At 64.2% G+C, this 16,366-nt stretch carries 16 protein-coding genes; 10 read left to right on the forward strand and 6 right to left on the reverse strand.

The window, feature by feature from the left end; translation table 11 throughout:
- Positions 1–4: 4 nt before the first annotated feature.
- Complete coding sequence (locus tag F464_RS0113945; protein WP_018990442.1) at positions 5–901, reverse strand: LysR family transcriptional regulator; 897 nt, start codon at positions 899–901, stop codon at positions 5–7.
- A gap of 108 nt (positions 902–1,009) precedes the next feature.
- Here F464_RS0113945 and F464_RS28535 point away from each other — a divergent pair, with 108 nt between their 5' ends.
- The 8 genes from F464_RS28535 (at position 1,010) to F464_RS0113985 (ending at position 8,186) form a co-directional block, all read left to right on the forward strand.
- A complete protein-coding gene (locus tag F464_RS28535) occupies positions 1,010–1,882 on the forward strand; it encodes an SDR family oxidoreductase (protein WP_040395111.1) in 873 nt (290 codons plus the stop codon).
- A gap of 38 nt (positions 1,883–1,920) precedes the next feature.
- Positions 1,921–2,463 carry a cytochrome b gene (locus F464_RS0113955; protein WP_018990444.1) on the forward strand — a complete coding sequence of 181 codons (543 nt, stop codon included), beginning with the start codon at positions 1,921–1,923 and terminating at the stop codon, positions 2,461–2,463.
- A 26-nt stretch (positions 2,464–2,489) separates the two neighbouring features.
- Positions 2,490–3,083: a YceI family protein gene (locus tag F464_RS0113960; RefSeq protein ID WP_018990445.1), complete on the forward strand. Its 594-nt coding sequence runs from the start codon at positions 2,490–2,492 to the stop codon at positions 3,081–3,083.
- Between the two features lie 121 nt (positions 3,084–3,204).
- Complete coding sequence (locus F464_RS0113965; protein ID WP_018990446.1) at positions 3,205–3,450, forward strand: CDGSH iron-sulfur domain-containing protein; 246 nt, start codon at positions 3,205–3,207, stop codon at positions 3,448–3,450.
- 264 nt (positions 3,451–3,714) lie between these two features.
- Positions 3,715–4,236, forward strand: coding sequence for a hypothetical protein (locus F464_RS0113970; RefSeq protein ID WP_018990447.1), 522 nt, complete (start codon positions 3,715–3,717; stop codon positions 4,234–4,236).
- Between the two features lie 414 nt (positions 4,237–4,650).
- Entirely contained in the window at positions 4,651–4,992 is a 342-nt protein-coding gene (locus F464_RS0113975; protein WP_026295995.1) for a c-type cytochrome, read from the forward strand.
- A gap of 68 nt (positions 4,993–5,060) precedes the next feature.
- Positions 5,061–6,020: a DmsE family decaheme c-type cytochrome gene (locus F464_RS0113980; protein ID WP_018990449.1), complete on the forward strand. Its 960-nt coding sequence runs from the start codon at positions 5,061–5,063 to the stop codon at positions 6,018–6,020.
- 18 nt (positions 6,021–6,038) lie between these two features.
- Positions 6,039–8,186, forward strand: coding sequence for an MtrB/PioB family decaheme-associated outer membrane protein (locus tag F464_RS0113985; RefSeq protein ID WP_018990450.1), 2,148 nt, complete (start codon positions 6,039–6,041; stop codon positions 8,184–8,186).
- A 162-nt stretch (positions 8,187–8,348) separates the two neighbouring features.
- Here the strand turns inward: F464_RS0113985 and moaC are convergent, their stop codons facing one another.
- Positions 8,349–8,843: a cyclic pyranopterin monophosphate synthase MoaC gene (gene moaC, locus F464_RS0113990; protein WP_018990451.1), complete on the reverse strand. Its 495-nt coding sequence runs from the start codon at positions 8,841–8,843 to the stop codon at positions 8,349–8,351.
- 79 nt (positions 8,844–8,922) lie between these two features.
- Here moaC and F464_RS0113995 point away from each other — a divergent pair, with 79 nt between their 5' ends.
- A complete protein-coding gene (locus F464_RS0113995; protein ID WP_026295996.1) occupies positions 8,923–10,371 on the forward strand; it encodes a beta-barrel assembly-enhancing protease in 1,449 nt (482 codons plus the stop codon).
- Positions 10,372–10,457: 86 nt separating this feature from the next.
- A complete protein-coding gene (locus F464_RS0114000; protein WP_018990453.1) occupies positions 10,458–10,688 on the forward strand; it encodes a sulfurtransferase TusA family protein in 231 nt (76 codons plus the stop codon).
- 93 nt (positions 10,689–10,781) lie between these two features.
- Here the strand turns inward: F464_RS0114000 and F464_RS0114005 are convergent, their stop codons facing one another.
- From F464_RS0114005 to F464_RS0114020, 4 genes are all read right to left on the reverse strand, one after another.
- Entirely contained in the window at positions 10,782–13,628 is a 2,847-nt protein-coding gene (locus F464_RS0114005) for a valine--tRNA ligase (RefSeq protein WP_018990454.1), read from the reverse strand.
- Between the two features lie 291 nt (positions 13,629–13,919).
- The gene (locus F464_RS0114010; protein ID WP_018990455.1) at positions 13,920–14,399 is read right to left on the reverse strand and encodes a hypothetical protein; all 480 of its coding nucleotides are present in this window, start codon (positions 14,397–14,399) and stop codon (positions 13,920–13,922) included.
- The gene (locus tag F464_RS0114015) at positions 14,396–14,836 is read right to left on the reverse strand and encodes a DNA polymerase III subunit chi (RefSeq protein ID WP_018990456.1); all 441 of its coding nucleotides are present in this window, start codon (positions 14,834–14,836) and stop codon (positions 14,396–14,398) included. Before F464_RS0114015 ends, F464_RS0114010 begins: the two co-directional genes overlap by 4 nt.
- 17 nt (positions 14,837–14,853) lie before the next feature.
- The gene (locus F464_RS0114020; RefSeq protein WP_018990457.1) at positions 14,854–16,353 is read right to left on the reverse strand and encodes a leucyl aminopeptidase; all 1,500 of its coding nucleotides are present in this window, start codon (positions 16,351–16,353) and stop codon (positions 14,854–14,856) included.
- Positions 16,354–16,366 lie beyond the last annotated feature (13 nt).

Genomic DNA, 16,366 nt, shown 5'->3' on the forward strand with positions numbered 1-16,366 from the left:
GCGCTCAGTCCCAGTAGGGGACAGGCCCGATTCGCTCCGCAAGATAGTCGACCAACGTGCGCACGCGGTGCGGCACATAGCGCGTGCCGGGAAATACCGCGTAGATGTGCAACTCCGTCGTCGAGAATTCCGGCAGCAGTACCTCCAGCAGCCCCGCGCGAACTGCCTGCGAGGTCAGGAAGGTCGGCTCGCGCACGATGCCCAGCCCGCGGATCGCGGCATCGAGCAGGGCATCGCCGTTGTTGGCGCGGAAACGCCCCTTGATCGGCACCGAGTACGACTCCCCGTTCACGCTGAAACTCCAGCCGAGGCTGGACCCCAGCGTGTAGGTCAGGCAGTGGTGTTGCAGCAGGTCGTCGGGATGTTGCGGCCGTCCGTGCCGGTCCAGATACTCGGGCGAGGCGACCACCGTCAGCGAACTGCGGCTCAAGCGGCGGATCACCAGCGACGGATCGATCTGCTCCGAAATCCGCACGGCGAAATCCATCCCTTCCTCGATCAGATTCACGCGCCGGTCGCTGAATTCCACGTCCACGCTGACTTCCGGATAAGTCGTGATGAAGTCGGCGACCAGCGGCATCAGGTGGCGCACGCCGAAGCTCATCGGCACGCTGGCGCGAATCTGCCCGCGCGGCGCCTGTTTTTCGCCTTCCAGGTTGCCTTCCGCCGCCTCGACCAGGGTCAGGATCTCTCGGCACTTCTCCAGGTAGGCCGACCCCGAAGAAGTGAGGCTCAGGCGCCTTGTGCTGCGGGCGAGCAGCTTCGTCCCGAGGTGCGCCTCCAGCGCCGCGATCTGCCGCGTGATTGCCGATCGCGCGACATTCAACCGATCCGCGACGGCGGTGAAACTGCCGGCTTCCGCAACGCGAACAAACACTTCCATTGCCTGCAGACGGTCCATTGTTGTCCTCGATGCAACAAAGAGTTTGCTTGGTTCCGCTATTTTAGGGCCAATCAATCCCATAAAGTGCGCCCATACGCTAACGACTCATTACGCAGGGCTAAACAGATGATTCTCGTAACCGGAGCAACGGGGCAGTTGGGCCTGCAGATAGTGCAGCAGCTTGCCGTGCGGCTGCCGGAGGCCGGTGCCGGCCGGCTTGCCGTCAGCGTCCGCGATCCCGAGCGGGCCGGCGCGCTGGCAGCGCGCGGCATCGAAGTGCGCTGCGGCAACTTCGACGCACCCGAAGCCCTGCGTGCGACCTTCGCCGGCGTATCGCGCCTGGTGATCGTGTCCACCGACGGCCCCAAGGCACAACGCATCGCCCAGCACCGCAACGCGATCGAAGCCGCACGTGCCGCCGGGGTCGAACACATCCTTTACACCAGTTTCCTCGACGCGGACGCCGCGTCGCCATCCGAATTTGCGCAGGTGCATGCCGACAGCGAGGCAGCGCTCGTCGCGTCCGGCGTCGGCCACACCATCCTGCGCAACGGCATGTACGCCGATTTCCTGCCGATGACTTTCGCCGGTGCGCTGCAGAACGGCCTGCTGCAGTTGCCGGCCGGGGAGGGCTCGGTCAGCTACCTGTCGCGCAACGAGCTTGCCGGCGCGATCGCCGCCGCAGCCGTCGCGCCGCGGCTCGAAAAGTGCATCTACGAGCTCACCGGCCAGACCGCTCACGACTATCATGACCTCGCTGCACGTGTCGGGGCTGCGACCGGCAAGACGCTGCGCTACGAACCGGTCGACGAAGACGTCTATGCCCGCGTGCTCGAGGGCGTCGGCATGCCCGCCTGGCTCGCCCGCGCAATGGCCAACATGTTCACCGCGGTCGCCACGAACCGGATGGCGCGTACCACCAACGATTTCGCCGCACTGGTCGGTCATCCGCCCAAGTCGATCGACTGCCTCATTGCGGAATTCTTCCGCGCAATCTGAATGCTGAAACGAAAACAAAAGGAACAAGGGGAAACGCGATGAATGCTCCGGACCAGTACTCGAAACCGGCAGTAGTCGTGCATTGGATGATTGCGATCCTGGTGCTCGTCGCCTTGCCGCTCGGCTACTACATGACCGATCTGTCCCTGTCGCCGCGCAAGCTGCAGCTCATCTCGTGGCACAAGTGGATCGGCTTCACGGTGCTGCTGCTGTTCATCCCCCGCCTGTTCCTGCGCCTCACGAAGCCGGTGCCCGCTCCGGTGGGCACCATGCCCGGCTGGCAGCGTGCCGTGGCGTCGATCACCCATGCCGTGCTCTACGCCCTGATCATCGCAGTGCCGCTCAGCGGTTGGCTGATGAGTTCGGCCAAGGGCTTCCCGGTCGTCTATCTGGGCCTCGTTCCGCTGCCCGATCTCGTCGGCAAGGACGAAGCGCTGGGCAATGTGCTCAAGTCGGCTCACGAAGTCCTCACGTCCGGCCTGCTGATCCTCGTGGGCCTGCACATCGCCGCCGCGCTCAAACACCACATCATCGACCGCGACGAAACGCTGGCGAGGATGGTGCCCCTGCTCAAACGCTGAACCGGACCGTCAAAGGAATACACACAATGAAATGCAACCGCATCCTTGCCACCGCACTCGTATCTCTCGTTCTACCGCTGGCAGGCACCGGCGCATACGCAGCGCAACCGGCCGGCACGTTCGATCAGGTGCTGCCGGCAAAGAACCGTATCGATTTCGTCTTCAAGCAGATGAACGTGCCCGTCAAGGGCTACTTCAAGAAGGCCAATGTCGATCTTGCCTTCGACCCGGCCGCCCCCGCGAAGTCCACCGTTCGCCTCGATCTCGACCTCGGCAGCATCGATGCCGGCTCGTCCGACGCCAACAGTGAAGTCGTCGGCAAGCCCTGGTTCGACGTCAAGGCCTTCCCCACCGCGACCTTCGTCTCGTCGTCCGTGAAACCCCTCGGCGGCGACCGCTACGAAATGACCGGCAAGCTCACGATCAAGGGCAAAACCCGCGACGTGACGACTCCGGTAACCGTCACGCAGAACGGCAACACTGCTGCGTTCGACGGCGCTTTCACCCTCAAGCGCCTGGAGTTCGCCATCGGCGACGGCACCTGGTCCGATACCTCGATCGTCGCGGACGAGATCAAGGTCAGCTTCCACGTCGAAGCCGAACGCCGCGCTGCGAAATAAACGATTCCGCCAGCCAGACCGTCCGCTTCTCTTTGTCTCCATTGATCCCTCCCCCTGGGGATCACCTTTGCCACCCCGGAAACCGGGGTGGTCTTTTATCCACTGCACGAGGAATTGATTCATGTCGAACGAATCCGCAAAGATCGCCCAGCAATCCCCCTACGCCGTCGACATCGAGGCCGGCAAGAGCTACTGGTGGTGTTCCTGTGGCAAGAGCACCAAGCAGCCGTTCTGCGACGGCTCCCACCAGGGCAGCAGCTTCACTCCGGTCGAGTACAAGGCCGAAGAGTCGAAGACCGCCTACTTCTGCGGCTGTAAGCAGTCGGGCAACGGCGTGATGTGTGACGGCGCCCACCAGAAGCTGTAAGCATGTAGCTCCGGGGCGGGGCCGCCCTGCCGTAGGTCTCGCGGTCGGGGCAACCCTCTGTTTATTAGTTGTTTTTGGGGAATTTCACCCGCAACATTCCCCTTCGTGTGTGCAGTTGTAAAAGCATGCCGATCCCGCCAACGCCGAGGTGATAATCGCGTCACGAGCGCGTTCCGGCCTGGCTCGATTGCGGGATCCTCGACCCGCAGCGTCCGCAGCCCGCGCAGATTGCGCGCTCCGCCTCCAATATCACGGGCTGCACACATGAGACGTTGCGCAGCGGCGCTGGCCGCAACTCTTCCGCTCCTCGCGCACGGCGCCTGGACTTCCAGCGGGCATCTCGTTCACGCAGCCCGCAGCGACGCGCACGGTGCCGAGCATTTTGGCGCCCACCTGGTGCTCACGCCCGACGAGTCGCACTTCCTCGAGGTGTGGCGGGTGTCGCGCACACCGCTGCAACTGCCTGCGACCGCGACCGTGAGGCGCGGGGCTTCGGTTACCGCCATGCTCGTCTTCCAGGGATGTGCCCGGGATGCTTCCGGACGATGCGATGTCGTTGCCGACCTTGCGCTCCAGGCGCCCGATGGAGGGCGTATCCCGGGTGGCTCGATGTCCCTGTGGTCCGCCGAGTCGACGCCGGGGCGTCTCCATCTCGGCAACGGCAGCATGCAGGTCAGCTTCGATCCGCGCGACCGCATCGGTCCCTACAAGGTGATTGCTACCGTTCGCGACCGCGTGTCCGGGCAGTCCCTCGTTCTGAGTTCAGGTCTGCAAGTCCTCGAATAGACGCGGCGTCGGAGCCTCTGCACGCGCGGAGCGGCAGGACCGTCCCATCTGAGCGTCGCCGGGCCGCGATGCGTCGTTCCGGATTGCTATCACTTCCCGTCAGTACAACCGACCCGCGGGCGCAGCGCACGCCCGCTCTTCCGCAATATCGGAAAATGCTAATTAACATGTGTTGCATATACATTTAATTAGCCACCGGTAATATACCGGCGCATGCAGAAATACGGATCCTGTATAAAAAATCGTACGCATGTCAAGGTCTTGTGTTGTAACGAGGCAATTGTGTCGTTTTGTACGTTTGTGTCGAGCAACCTTTGAATGTTTGGGGGTATATTCCACCAGCAAAATGTCTTTTGGGAGTCCGTTCAACTCCCGTGGGCGTTTGGATGCATATATATCGAAAGGAGAATCAGCGTGAAGGCACGAATTCTTGCGAGCATGATCCTTGTCGGACTGGCTGCAACCATCGCGACCCCGGCGGCGATGGCTGTGGATGACGACGCGGCCAAGGCTACCGCCAAACGTAACGACTGTTTCAAGTGTCATGCGATCGACAAGACCAAGAAGGGTCCGTCCTACAAGAAGATCGCCGCGAAGTTCAAGGACAAGGCGGACGCCGAACAGAAGATGGTCGAGCAGATCACCAAGGAGCATAAGGTGAAGCTCGAGGACGGCACCGAGGAAACGCACAAGGTGATCGACACCGCCGACAAGGCCGAGATCAAGAATCTCATCGACTGGATCCGCGCCCAGTAACACGCGGCAAGAGATCTGGCGCGCGCCGTCGTGGTGCGCGCCGCATATCAGCAAATCAGGGGGTTTATATGAAATTGCTTGGAAAAGCGCTGCGCGTATGCGCCTTCGCCGTCCTCGCCGGGAGCCTCTCCCCGGCGCTGACCGCGACCGCTGCGGAGAAAGAAGCGCCAAAGGACATCGTGCTCAAGGGCGATGCAAAATGCACCAGCTGTCACGACGAGAACGACTCGCCCGAGGCCCTGCGCATCGGCAAGACGAAGCACGGCACCGTCGCCGACAAGCGCACGCCGAGCTGTACGAACTGCCACGGCGAGAGCGAGAAGCACGTCAAGGAAGCCGGGCGCGGCAGCGGCCCGACGCCGCCTGTGGACGTCGGTTTCACGAAGAAGAACAAGACGACTTCGGCTGAAGCCCAGAACGCATCCTGTCTGAGCTGCCACCAGGGCGGCAAGCACATCAACTGGCAATCGAGCGTGCACGCCCAGCGCGGTGTGACCTGTGCCTCCTGCCACAAGGCGCACACCGGGCATGACAAGGTGCGCGAGAAGGAAACCCAGACGGAAGTCTGCTTCGCCTGCCACAAGGAGCAGCGTGCCCAGGTCAATCGCCCCTCGCACCATCCGATCCCCGAAGGCAAGATGAGCTGCACTTCCTGCCATGACGTCCATAACGACAATCCCAAGCAGTTGATGGGTGACACCGTGAATGACACCTGCTACTCGTGCCATATGGAAAAGCGTGGGCCCTTCGTGCATAACCACCAGCCGGTGACCGAAGACTGCAGCATCTGCCACAATCCGCACGGCACCAACATCGCCAACCTCCTCAAGGCACGTCCGCCGTATCTGTGTCAGGAATGCCATAGTCACGAGAGCCACCCGAGCCAGGCCGCCGGTCTGCCCACCGGGCGCACTACCAGCACCACCGCGCTGGGTACTGTGGGCCGTGGTTGCATGAACTGTCATACCAATATCCACGGCGGCAACAGCACGCAGAATAGTGCGACTGCCGGGCGCTTCCGTCGCTGATCGAGAAGGGGAGAAATCATGAATACGATGACACAAACCTTCCGCCTGACGGCGCTTGCGGCTGCCTTGATGGCGGTATACGGGATGGCTCTGGCGGAAGATAACGGACTCGCGGAGCTCACCAAGCCCGACAGCTCGGTTTCGCTCGGTCTCGGCAACTGGACCAAGGATCGCCCGCAGCAGGGCATTTACGACGGCATGCGCGAGATGGGTGCCTACGGCCTGATCGATGCCGATGTCGTAAAGCGCAATGATGACACCGGGACCTGGATGACGCTGAAGGCTCGCAATCTCGGTATCGAGAACCGCGAGATCCGCGGCGAATACCTGCGCCAGGGCGATGTCGGCGTTTCTCTGGAATACAGTCGGATTCCGAGAGACAACCCGAACACTTTCACGACGCGCCTGCAAGGAATCGGTGATACCACGCAGATCGTAAGCAATTCGACGACGACCCCGTTCCGTACGGTCAATCTTGGCACCACGCGCGATGCCTCGAAACTGAACTTCTACAAGAGCCTGGCGCCGAATCTCGACTTCAAGCTGAGCTTCAGACACGAGGAGAAGTCGGGTGAGCGTCAATGGGGACGTGGCAGTGCGGCCGAGTTTGCCGTCGAGCCGATCGACAGCACAATCCGCCAGCTCGACGGTGTCCTCAACTACACGACCGAGAAACTTCAGTTGTCGGGCGGGTATAGCGGGAGCTGGTACAACAACCAGCACAACTTGGTGACCGTCTTCACCGGAAGGCTGAACAACGCGCCCACCTACCTCTCCCAGCCTCTCGACAACCAGGCCCACAGGCTGTTCCTGAACGGCGGATACAACTTCACGCCGACCACGCGCGCCACGGTCAAACTGGCGTACGCACGGGCCACGCAGGACGAGCATCTGCCCACCAAGGACATCGCGGGGCTGTCGTTAGCCGGCTCGCCCTCGAGTCTGGACGGTGAAGTCAACACCACCCTGGCCCAGGTCGCATTGACCTCGCGGCCTCTCAAGAACCTGTCGCTGCTAGCGAGCATCCGCTATCTCAACGTCGAGGACGAAACGCCGGTCAATCGCTTCGTACAAACCAATGCGGCGTGCGCCAGCGGGCAATGCGTGGACAACACGCCTTTCTCGTACAAGACGCTAACCTCGAAGTTGGAAGGCACCTATCGCCTGACAGACCAGTACAGCCTGAACGCGGGAGTTGAGGAGCGCCGCCAGGATCGACATGTCCCTGTGTCGAATGCCAACGGCGTAGGGGGCACCGACACCCAGCGGGTGGTGCCGATGCGCAGCGAGGTCGACGAAACCACGTTGCGAATGGAGCTTCGTCGTTTGCTCTCCGAAGTGCTCACCGGCTCGGTGGGCTATCTTGTGAGCGATCGTACCGGGTCGAACTACACTTTTGCCGCCGGACCGGGCAACGGCAGTTCCAACGGCTTCACGAACATCAGCAACCTCATCAATCCGATCAACATTGCCGACCGCGAGCGCAGGAAGGTCCGCCTCGGCCTCGATTGGACGCCGCTGCAGGCCTTGTCCGTCCAACTCATTGCCGAGGACGGGCGTGACAACTACGACCGCGACAGCGATCGTCCCTTCGGGTTAGACGAAGGCACGACGCGGCTCTTCAGCCTCGATGCGAGCTACACCCTGAGCAAGGCGTGGCAGGTGAACGCTTGGTACTCTTACGACCACAGCGAGGCGAAGCAGTTTGCGGCGCGGGCGGCCAATGCCGGGGGCGGCGCGGCGATTAAGAGGTACAAGCTCGAGGATACGGGCGACACGCTCGGTGTCGGTTTGCGCGGCGACGTGACCCCGCGGCTCAAGTTCGGCGCCGACCTGCAATGGACGCGTACGCTGAGCAAGTACGACCAGCAGATCAATCGGCTCGCGGGCGGCGCGGTGCTGCCGGCTAACTTCTCCGGCAACCTGCCCGACATCGAGAACAAGCTGATCCGGCTGAGCGTCTTCTCTACCTACGCCGTCGACAAGCACTCAGACGTGCGTGTTGATCTGATCCACGAGCGCTGGAGGACCGACGACTGGACGTGGATGTTCGCGGACGGGACGCCGTTCACCTACGGCACCACCACGGATGGCACGACCGTCACGGCCAAGGCGCGACAGACCGCCAACTTTGCCGGAGTCCGTTACATCTTCAAGTTCCAGTAACGTGCAGAAGACGTAGCTCAGGACGGGGCGGCGCAAGCCGCCCCGTTTTTTTTCTTGCGATCGGTTTTCGGGGGATGGGTGGCGAGTGTCGCGCACAACTTCCGCGAACAGGGCCGCATACCCACAACCGCGTCGGTATGTGGCTGAATCCTGAAGCCGGGGTTAGCGCTCCGCTACCCAGTGCCCCGACTTTCCGCCGAGCTTCTCCAGCAACTGGATGCCGTCCATGCGCATGCCGCGATCCACGGCCTTGCACATGTCGTAGATGGTGAGCAGGGCCACGTTGACGGCCGTCAGTGCTTCCATCTCCACGCCGGTCCGGCCGACGGTTTCGGCAGTGACGGTGCACCCGATGCGGCTTTCTGCCTCGTCGAGTTCGAACTCGACGGCGACGCGGGTCAGCGGGATCGGATGGCACAGGGGGATCAGCTCGCTGGTGCGCTTCGATCCCTGGATCGCAGCGATGCGCGCGATTCCGAGCACGTCGCCTTTTTTTGCACTGCCGGACTTGACCATCGCGAACGTCTCGGGCTTCATGCTGATCGAGCCGTGCGCGACCGCAACGCGGCGGGTCTCGCTCTTGCCGCCGACGTCCACCATGTGGGCCTGTCCCTGGGCGTCGAAATGGGTGAGGGAGGAAGCTTTCTGCTCGGTCATGGCTCGGTGTGCGCGGCGTCGTACAGTGGGATACATTCCGCGCTGAACGGTTGGTGGTGGGCCGGTATCATAGCACTCGATGATCAGACGAATTCTTATCCTGCTGTTGTGCGTCGCCCTCGTTCCGCCGGTGAATGCGGCCGGTTTGCCGGATCTCGGCGATGTGGGGGCCTCGGAACTCTCGCCGCTTGCCGAGCGCAAGCTAGGCGAGTCGATCATGCGCGACATCCGTTGGCATGAAGCGAGCTATCTCGACGATCCCGAAATCGAGGATTACATCAACCGCATGGGGCGGCGCCTCGTCGCGGCGAGCGCCGCGCCGGAGCTGGAATTCGAGTTCTTCGTCGTGCGCGACGGCACGCTGAACGCCTTCGCGTTGCCGGGCGGCTTCATCGGCGTGCACACGGGGCTGATCATCACGGCGGAGTCCGAATCAGAGTTGGCCTCGGTGCTCGGGCACGAGGTCGCTCACGTGACGCAGCGGCACATTGCGCAGATGTTCGGCAAGCAGAGCCAGACCAGCATGGTCATGCTTGCCTCCATGCTGGTGGCGGTACTCGCGGCACGCGGCGACGGTCAGCTCAGCCAGGCGGCGATTGCGGCGGGGCAAGCCGGTGCCTTGCAGGCGCAGCTCGGCTATACCCGTGATTTCGAACGCGAGGCGGACCGGCTGGGCCTGCAATCGCTTGAGGGGGCCGGCTTCGACGTGCGCGGCATGCCCAGCTTTTTCGAGCGGCTGCAGCGTTCGAGCCGCTTGTACGAGAACAACGCGCCGAGCTACCTCCGCACGCACCCGCTGACCCAGGAGCGGATCTCCGACATGGGGAACCGTGTGGCGCAGTTGCGTTACCGGCAGGTTCCCGATTCGCCCGACTTCGGTTTCGTGCGTGCGAAGCTGCGCGTTGGAGCGATGCCGCCGATCGAAGCCGTACGCGAATTCGAGGCGCAGCTCACGAAGAACGGCGGTGATGTCGCGCAGCGTTACGGTTACGCGCGCGCGCTGCTCGCGGCGGGCCGTTTCGACGATGCCGGCAAGCAGGTCGAGGCGCTGCGGCGCGAGGCGCCTCCGTCGTCCTTCGTGGATATGCTGGCAGCGGAACTGCGGCTGGCGCAGCATGATGCCGGTGGCGCGGTGCAGGTCCTCGAAGCGGCGCAAAAGCGCTTTCCCGAGAGTCAGGCGCTGCGGTACGCGCTGATGGATGCGATGCTCCAGGCGGGGCGCGCACGCGATGCCGGCACAATGGCGCGGACGGCGGTGCAGAGCCGCAAGGAGGATCCGCGCCTGTGGGCCTTCCTGGCCCGTTCGGAGGCCGAGCAGGGTCACCGCGCGGCGGAACATCGCGCGCAGGCCGAAGTGTATGTGCTGCGCGGCGCGGTTCCGGCCGCGATCGAGCAGCTGGAGCTTGCGCGCCGGGCAGGGGACGGCAATTTTTACGAACTGTCCGCGGTCGATGCGCGCTTGCGCGAACTGAAGGAACAGGAACGCGAGCGCCGCCGCGAGGAGCGCAAGAACGGCCGGTCGGAATGATATCCACGGCAGTTCGATTGCCGGCCACGGGCGTGGATATGGCCTTGGGGTAGAATTGCGCTAACTGTCAGTGAGGGTTACGCGTAATGGAGTTTCAAAAGGAAGTCGATGCGCGCGGGCTGACCTGCCCGTTGCCGATTCTGCGGGCCAAGAAGGCGCTTGCCGAGATGAGCGCCGGCCAGGTGCTGCGGGTGCTGGCCACCGATCCCGGTTCGGTGAAGGACTTTCAGGCCTTTGCGCGGCAGACCGGGAACGATCTGCTGCAGCAGGGCGAGACGGCCGACAAGGCTTTCGAGTTTTACCTGAAGCGCAAGTAGGGACTCGGCCGCACCGGCTCGTATCGCGCGTAGTACAAAGACAATGGGGCCGCCCGATGATCGAGCGGCCCCATTGCTTTGGCGCGAAACCGATCAGTGGCGATCGAGCTTTTCGAGCTGCGGACGCAGTTTTTCCAGCGTCGCGACGAAGGCGTCCAGGCGGGCGCGTTCCTGCTGCACGACGGCGGCGGGGGCGCGTTCGACGAAGCTGGCGTTGCCGAGCTTGCCGCGGGCCTTGCCGATTTCGCCCTCGAGGCGGGCGATCTCTTTCGTGACGCGCTCGCGCTCGGCGGCGATGTCGATCTCGACGCGCAGCATCAGCTTGAAGGCGCCGGACACCGACACCGGGGCGAGTTCGTCGGCGCCGATGTCATCGACGATCTCGACGCCCGACAGGCGCGCCAGTCCGGCGAGGTAGGGGGCGTAGACGTTGAGCGCGGCAGCGTCGCCTGCGGCGACCAGCGGCATGCGCTGGGCGGGCGAGATACCCATCTCGCTGCGCAGGTTGCGGCAGGTGCCGACCATGGCCTTCAGCTCCGTGATCTTCGCTTCGGCTGACTCGTCGATGCGGCCGAGGTCGGCCTGCGGGTAGCGCGCGAGCATGACGCTCTCGGCGTCCTTGCGGCCGGCGAGCGGGGCGACGGTCTGCCACAGCTCCTCGGTGATGAAGGGGATGAGCGGATGGGCGAGGCGCAGCACGGTCTCGAGCACACGCAGCAGCGTGCGGCGGGTGGCGCGCTGCTGGGCTTCGCTGCCGTTCTGGATCTGCACCTTGGCGAGTTCGAGATACCAGTCGCAGTACTCGTCCCAGACGAACTCGTACACCGCCTTGGCGACGAGGTCGAAGCGGTAGTCCTTGAAGTGCTGCGCGATGTCGGCCTCGGTGCGCTGCACGCGCGAGACGATCCAGCGGTCGGCAAAGGAGAAGTCGAGCTTTTCCGCGTTGCACGCCGCGCTGCCTGCCGTGGCGTCGATGCCGCAGTCGTGGCCCTCGCAGTTCATCAGCACGAAGCGGGTGGCGTTCCACAGCTTGTTGCAGAAGTTGCGGTAGCCCTCGCAGCGCGACAGGTCGAACTTGATGTCACGGCCAGGCGTGGCGAGCGACGCGAAGGTGAAGCGCAGTGCGTCGGTACCGAAGGCGGCGATGCCTTCGGGGAATTCCTTGCGCGTCTTCTTCTCGATGCTCTGCGCCTGCTTCGGGTTCATGAGGCCGAAGGTGCGTTTCTTGACGAGTTCCTCGACCGCGATGCCGTCGATGAGGTCGATCGGGTCGAGCACGTTGCCTTTCGACTTCGACATCTTCTGGCCTTCCGCGTCACGGATGAGGCCATGAACGTAGACGTCGCGGAAGGGAATCTTGCCGGTGATCTGCTTGGTCATCATGACCATGCGGGCGACCCAGAAGAAGATGATGTCGAAGCCGGTGACGAGGACCGACGAGGGCAGATAGAGGTCGAGCGCGTCGTTCGACTTCTGCGGCCATTCGGCGGTCCAGTCCAGGGTGGAGTAGGGCCACAGTGCCGACGAGAACCAGGTGTCGAGCACGTCCTCGTCGCGGCGCAGCTTGCCGGTGTAGCCGTCCTGCGCGGCGAGGGCCTTGGCCCCGGCTTCATCGCGCGCGACCCACACGCGGGCGTCGCCTTCGGCGTCGGCGTACCAGGCCGGAATCTGGTGGCCCCACCACAGTTGGCGCGAGATGCACCAGTCCTGGATGTTGTTGAGCCACTGGTTGTAGGTATTGACCCAGTTTTCGGGGTAGAAGCGGATCTCGCCCGAGGAGACGCATTCGAGCGCCTTCTCGGTGATGCTCTTGCCGTCCGCGCCCTGCTTCGACATTGCGACGAACCACTGGTCGGTGAGCATAGGTTCGATGACCGCGCTGGTGCGGTCGCCGCGCGGGACCATCAGCTTGTGCGGCTTGACGGCGGCGAGGAGACCCAGCGCCTCGAGGTCCTGCACGATCACTTCACGCGCGACGAAACGGTCGAGGCCGCGGTACTTTTCCGGGGCCTCGTCGCTGACGTGGGCGTCCAGGCGCAGGATGCTGATCATCGGCAGCTTGTGACGCAGGCCGACGGCGTAGTCGTTGAAGTCGTGCGCGGGCGTGACCTTCACGCAGCCGGTGCCGAACTCGCGGTCGACGTAGTCGTCGGCGATGATGGGGATCTCGCGGTCGCACAGGGGAAGCGTGACGGTCTTGCCGATGAGGTGGGCGTAGCGCTCGTCCTCGGGGTGCACCATCACGGCGACGTCGCCGAGCATGGTCTCGGGTCGGGTGGTCGCGACGGTGAGGCCGGGCAGGCCTTCGATCGGGCCGTCAGAGAAGGGGTAGGTGATATGCCACAGGAAGCCGTCTTCCTCTTCGGACACCACTTCGAGGTCGGACACCGCGGTGCCGAGCTTGGGGTCCCAGTTCACGAGGCGCTTGCCGCGGTAGATCAGGCCTTCGTTGTAGAGGCGGACGAAGGTTTCGGTGACGGTCTTCGACAGGCCCGCATCCATCGTGAAGCGCTCGCGCTTCCAGTCCGGCGAGGTGCCCATGCGGCGCATCTGGCGGGTGATCGTGCCGCCGGAATATTCCTTCCACTCCCATACCTTCTCGAGGAACTTCTCGCGGCCGAGGTCGTGGCGCGAGATGCCCTTGGCGTCGAGCTGGCGTTCGACGACGATCTGCGTCGCGATGCCGGCATGGTCGGTGCCCGGCTGCCACAGCGTGTTGAAGCCGCGCATGCGGTGGTAGCGGGTGAGCGCGTCCATGATGGTCTGGTTGAAGCCGTGACCCATGTGCAGCGTCCCGGTGACGTTGGGCGGCGGCAGCAGGATGCAGAAGGCATCGGGGTTGGACTTGTCCAGTCCGGCGTCGAAATGACCGCGCGACTCCCATTCCGGATACCAGCGGGCTTCGATGTCCGCGGGCTCAAAACTCTTGGCCAGTTCCATGGTGTGCTCAGAGGCTGAAGGCAAAGGGCGGATTATAGCGGATGGAGGCCGCCTGCCTTGCCAACGGGGTGTTCCCGGTCAGGTAATCGCACGAACTCTGGCCCTGTGCCGCACGCGATGGATTCTTCGTCGTCCATGCGAAGATCCCTGCCGTCCCTGGCGCGAGGGGGGGGGCCTGTGGGAGCGGCTTCAGCCGCGAATCGGCGGTATCGCACGAATCGCGGCCCATTCGCGGCTGAAGCCGCTCCCACACGAAGCCGTTCGTGCGATTGCCGTCAGCGTTTGCGGTTCTCAGGACCGGTCTGGAGGGAGGACGTCGGTGTTCTTTTCGAGGTGGCGCGAGATGTGCGCGGACAGTTCCGGCAGCAGGCTTGCGCGCAGATGGGCGAGGGCCTTTTCGCGGATGCTGGCGCCCAGCCGGTCGAGTTCGCGCGCGACGATCTGCGGCAGTTCGGCGTGGAACCAGGCTTCGACAGCGCGCGAGACTTCGGTGTCGAGGCTGATCAGCTGTTCGGCGAGCTCGCTGGCGGAGCGTTTCGCCTGCGGCGGCCGGGGCGAAGCCAGTCCGGCGGGCAGGTCTTCCTGCGCGACGACTTCGGTCAGGACGGGAATGTCCTCGTCTTCCAGCGAGATCTCTTCTTCCGGGGCCGGCGGCTGCGGTTCCGGACTCCGGTGCCGCTTGAGCAGGGCGTCGGCCTTTCCGAGGAGGAGGTCGGCGGCCTTCAGGTCGTCGTCGGGTTCGAGCCGTGGCGGTAGTGGCCAGGTGTTCATAGGGCCTCCCTGCGGATCGCGTCGAAGGCCTGCAGGGGCAGGTCCTTCTGCTTGTAGTGCATCCAGCGTGCGCGTGCAGGCTGTTTGTGCGCTTCGCTCGGGCCGACGATCTCGACAATCATCCGGAAACGCTCGTAACCGGGCGGCACGTCGTCGGCGAGGTTGAAGAGGATTTCCGTATGCGGCCATTCGGTTGGCGACTCGGCGTGCCCGATGACGACTGCAGTCTCGGTTGCGAGGGGCGTGCCGGCCATCACGTGAGGGACGAAGGCCTGCTGTTCGAAGCTCCACAGGAGCTGGTCGAGCTGGCGAGCGAGCGCGGCGTCGGGTGCGCGCAACGCGACCTTGCGGCCGCTCGCGTAGGCTTTGGAGGCCAGCTCGCAGGCGAGCGCGAGCGGGTTCTCGGCGTTGTGGTAGAACTGCACGCGCGGCGCCATGGTGGTTTGATCCGTCCTCAGGCCTTGTCGCCCTGGCTGCGGGCGATCAGGAACTCGGCGAGCAGGGGGACGGGACGGCCGGTTGCGCCCTTGGCGTCGCCCGACAGCCAGGCGGTGCCGGCGATGTCGAGGTGCGCCCACTTGTACGCCTTGGTGAAGCGCGCGAGGAAGCAGGCCGCAGTGATCGTGCCGGCATAGCGCCCGCCGATGTTGGCGATGTCGGCGAAATTGCTCTTGAGCAGTTCCTGGTATTCGTCCCACAAGGGCAGCTGCCACACGCGGTCGCCGGAAGCGGTGCCGCAGTCGGTGAGCTCGCGTGCGAGTTCGTCGTCGTTGGCGAGCAGGCCGCTGGGGATCTTGCCCAGCGCGACGACGCAGGCACCGGTGAGGGTCGCGATGTCGACGACGCAGGCGGGCTTGAAGCGCTCGGCGTAGGTCAGCGCGTCGCACAGGATCAGGCGGCCTTCGGCGTCGGTGTTGAGGATCTCGATGGTCTGTCCGCTCATCGAGGTGACGACGTCGCCGGGCTTGGTGGCGCCGCCGCCGGGCATGTTCTCGGTGGTCGGGACGATGCCGACGACGTTGATCGGCAGCGCCATGCGCGCGAGCGCCTTGAAGGTGCCCAGCACGCTGGCGGCGCCGCACATGTCGAACTTCATCTCGTCCATCTCGGCGCCGGGCTTGAGCGAGATGCCGCCGGTGTCGAAGGTGATGCCCTTGCCGACGAGCACGACGGGCTTGTCCTTGGCCTTGCCGCCCTTGTAGTGCAGGACGATGAACTTGGGCGGCTGGTGCGAGCCGCGCGCGACCGAGAGCAGGGAGCCCATGCCGAGCTTCTCCATGTCCTCGCGTTCTAGCACCTCGACCTTGAGCTTGAACTGCTTGCCGAGATCGACGGCGGTTTCGGCGAGGTGGGTCGGCGTGCAGAAGTTGCCCGGCAGGTTGCCGAGGTCTTTTGCCAGCGCCATGCCTTCGGCGATCGCCTGGCCGCGCGTGACGGCAGCCTCCATGGCGGCGGAGATCTTGTTGTGTGTTGCCAGCACGACCTTGCGCGCGCCGCGCGGCTTGTCGTCCTTCTTCCTGGACTTGGTGGCGTCGTAGCGGTAGGTGCCGTCGGCCAGTATGCGTGCGAGCTGCTGCAGCGCCCATTCGGCGTCGTGCCCGGGAAGCTCGACGTCGGCGAGGCAGACGGCGGCGTCGTGGGTGGGCGAGGCAGCGAGGGCTTTGGCGACGGCGGCGACGGCGTCGCGCCAGGGGCGGTCGGCGAGTTCTTCCTGCTTGCCGAGGCTGACGACGAGCACACGCTCGGCGGCACAGCCCGGAAGCTCGTGCAGCGCCAGCAGCGAGCCGGCCTTTTCATCGAGATCGCCTCGTGCGATCAGGGCAGCGAGTTTGCCTTTGGCCGCCTTGTCGAGGGCGGCTGCGGCGTCGGTGAGCTTGCCTCCGGCAAATGCTCCGACGACCAGACAGCCGGTCTTGAGCTTTTCCGGGGCCCCGGTCTTTATGGTAAATTCCATGCCCTGTTCCTTT

Source organism: Aromatoleum toluclasticum ATCC 700605 (genome assembly GCF_000378245.1).
GTDB classification, from domain to species: Bacteria; Pseudomonadota; Gammaproteobacteria; order Burkholderiales; family Rhodocyclaceae; genus Aromatoleum; species Aromatoleum toluclasticum.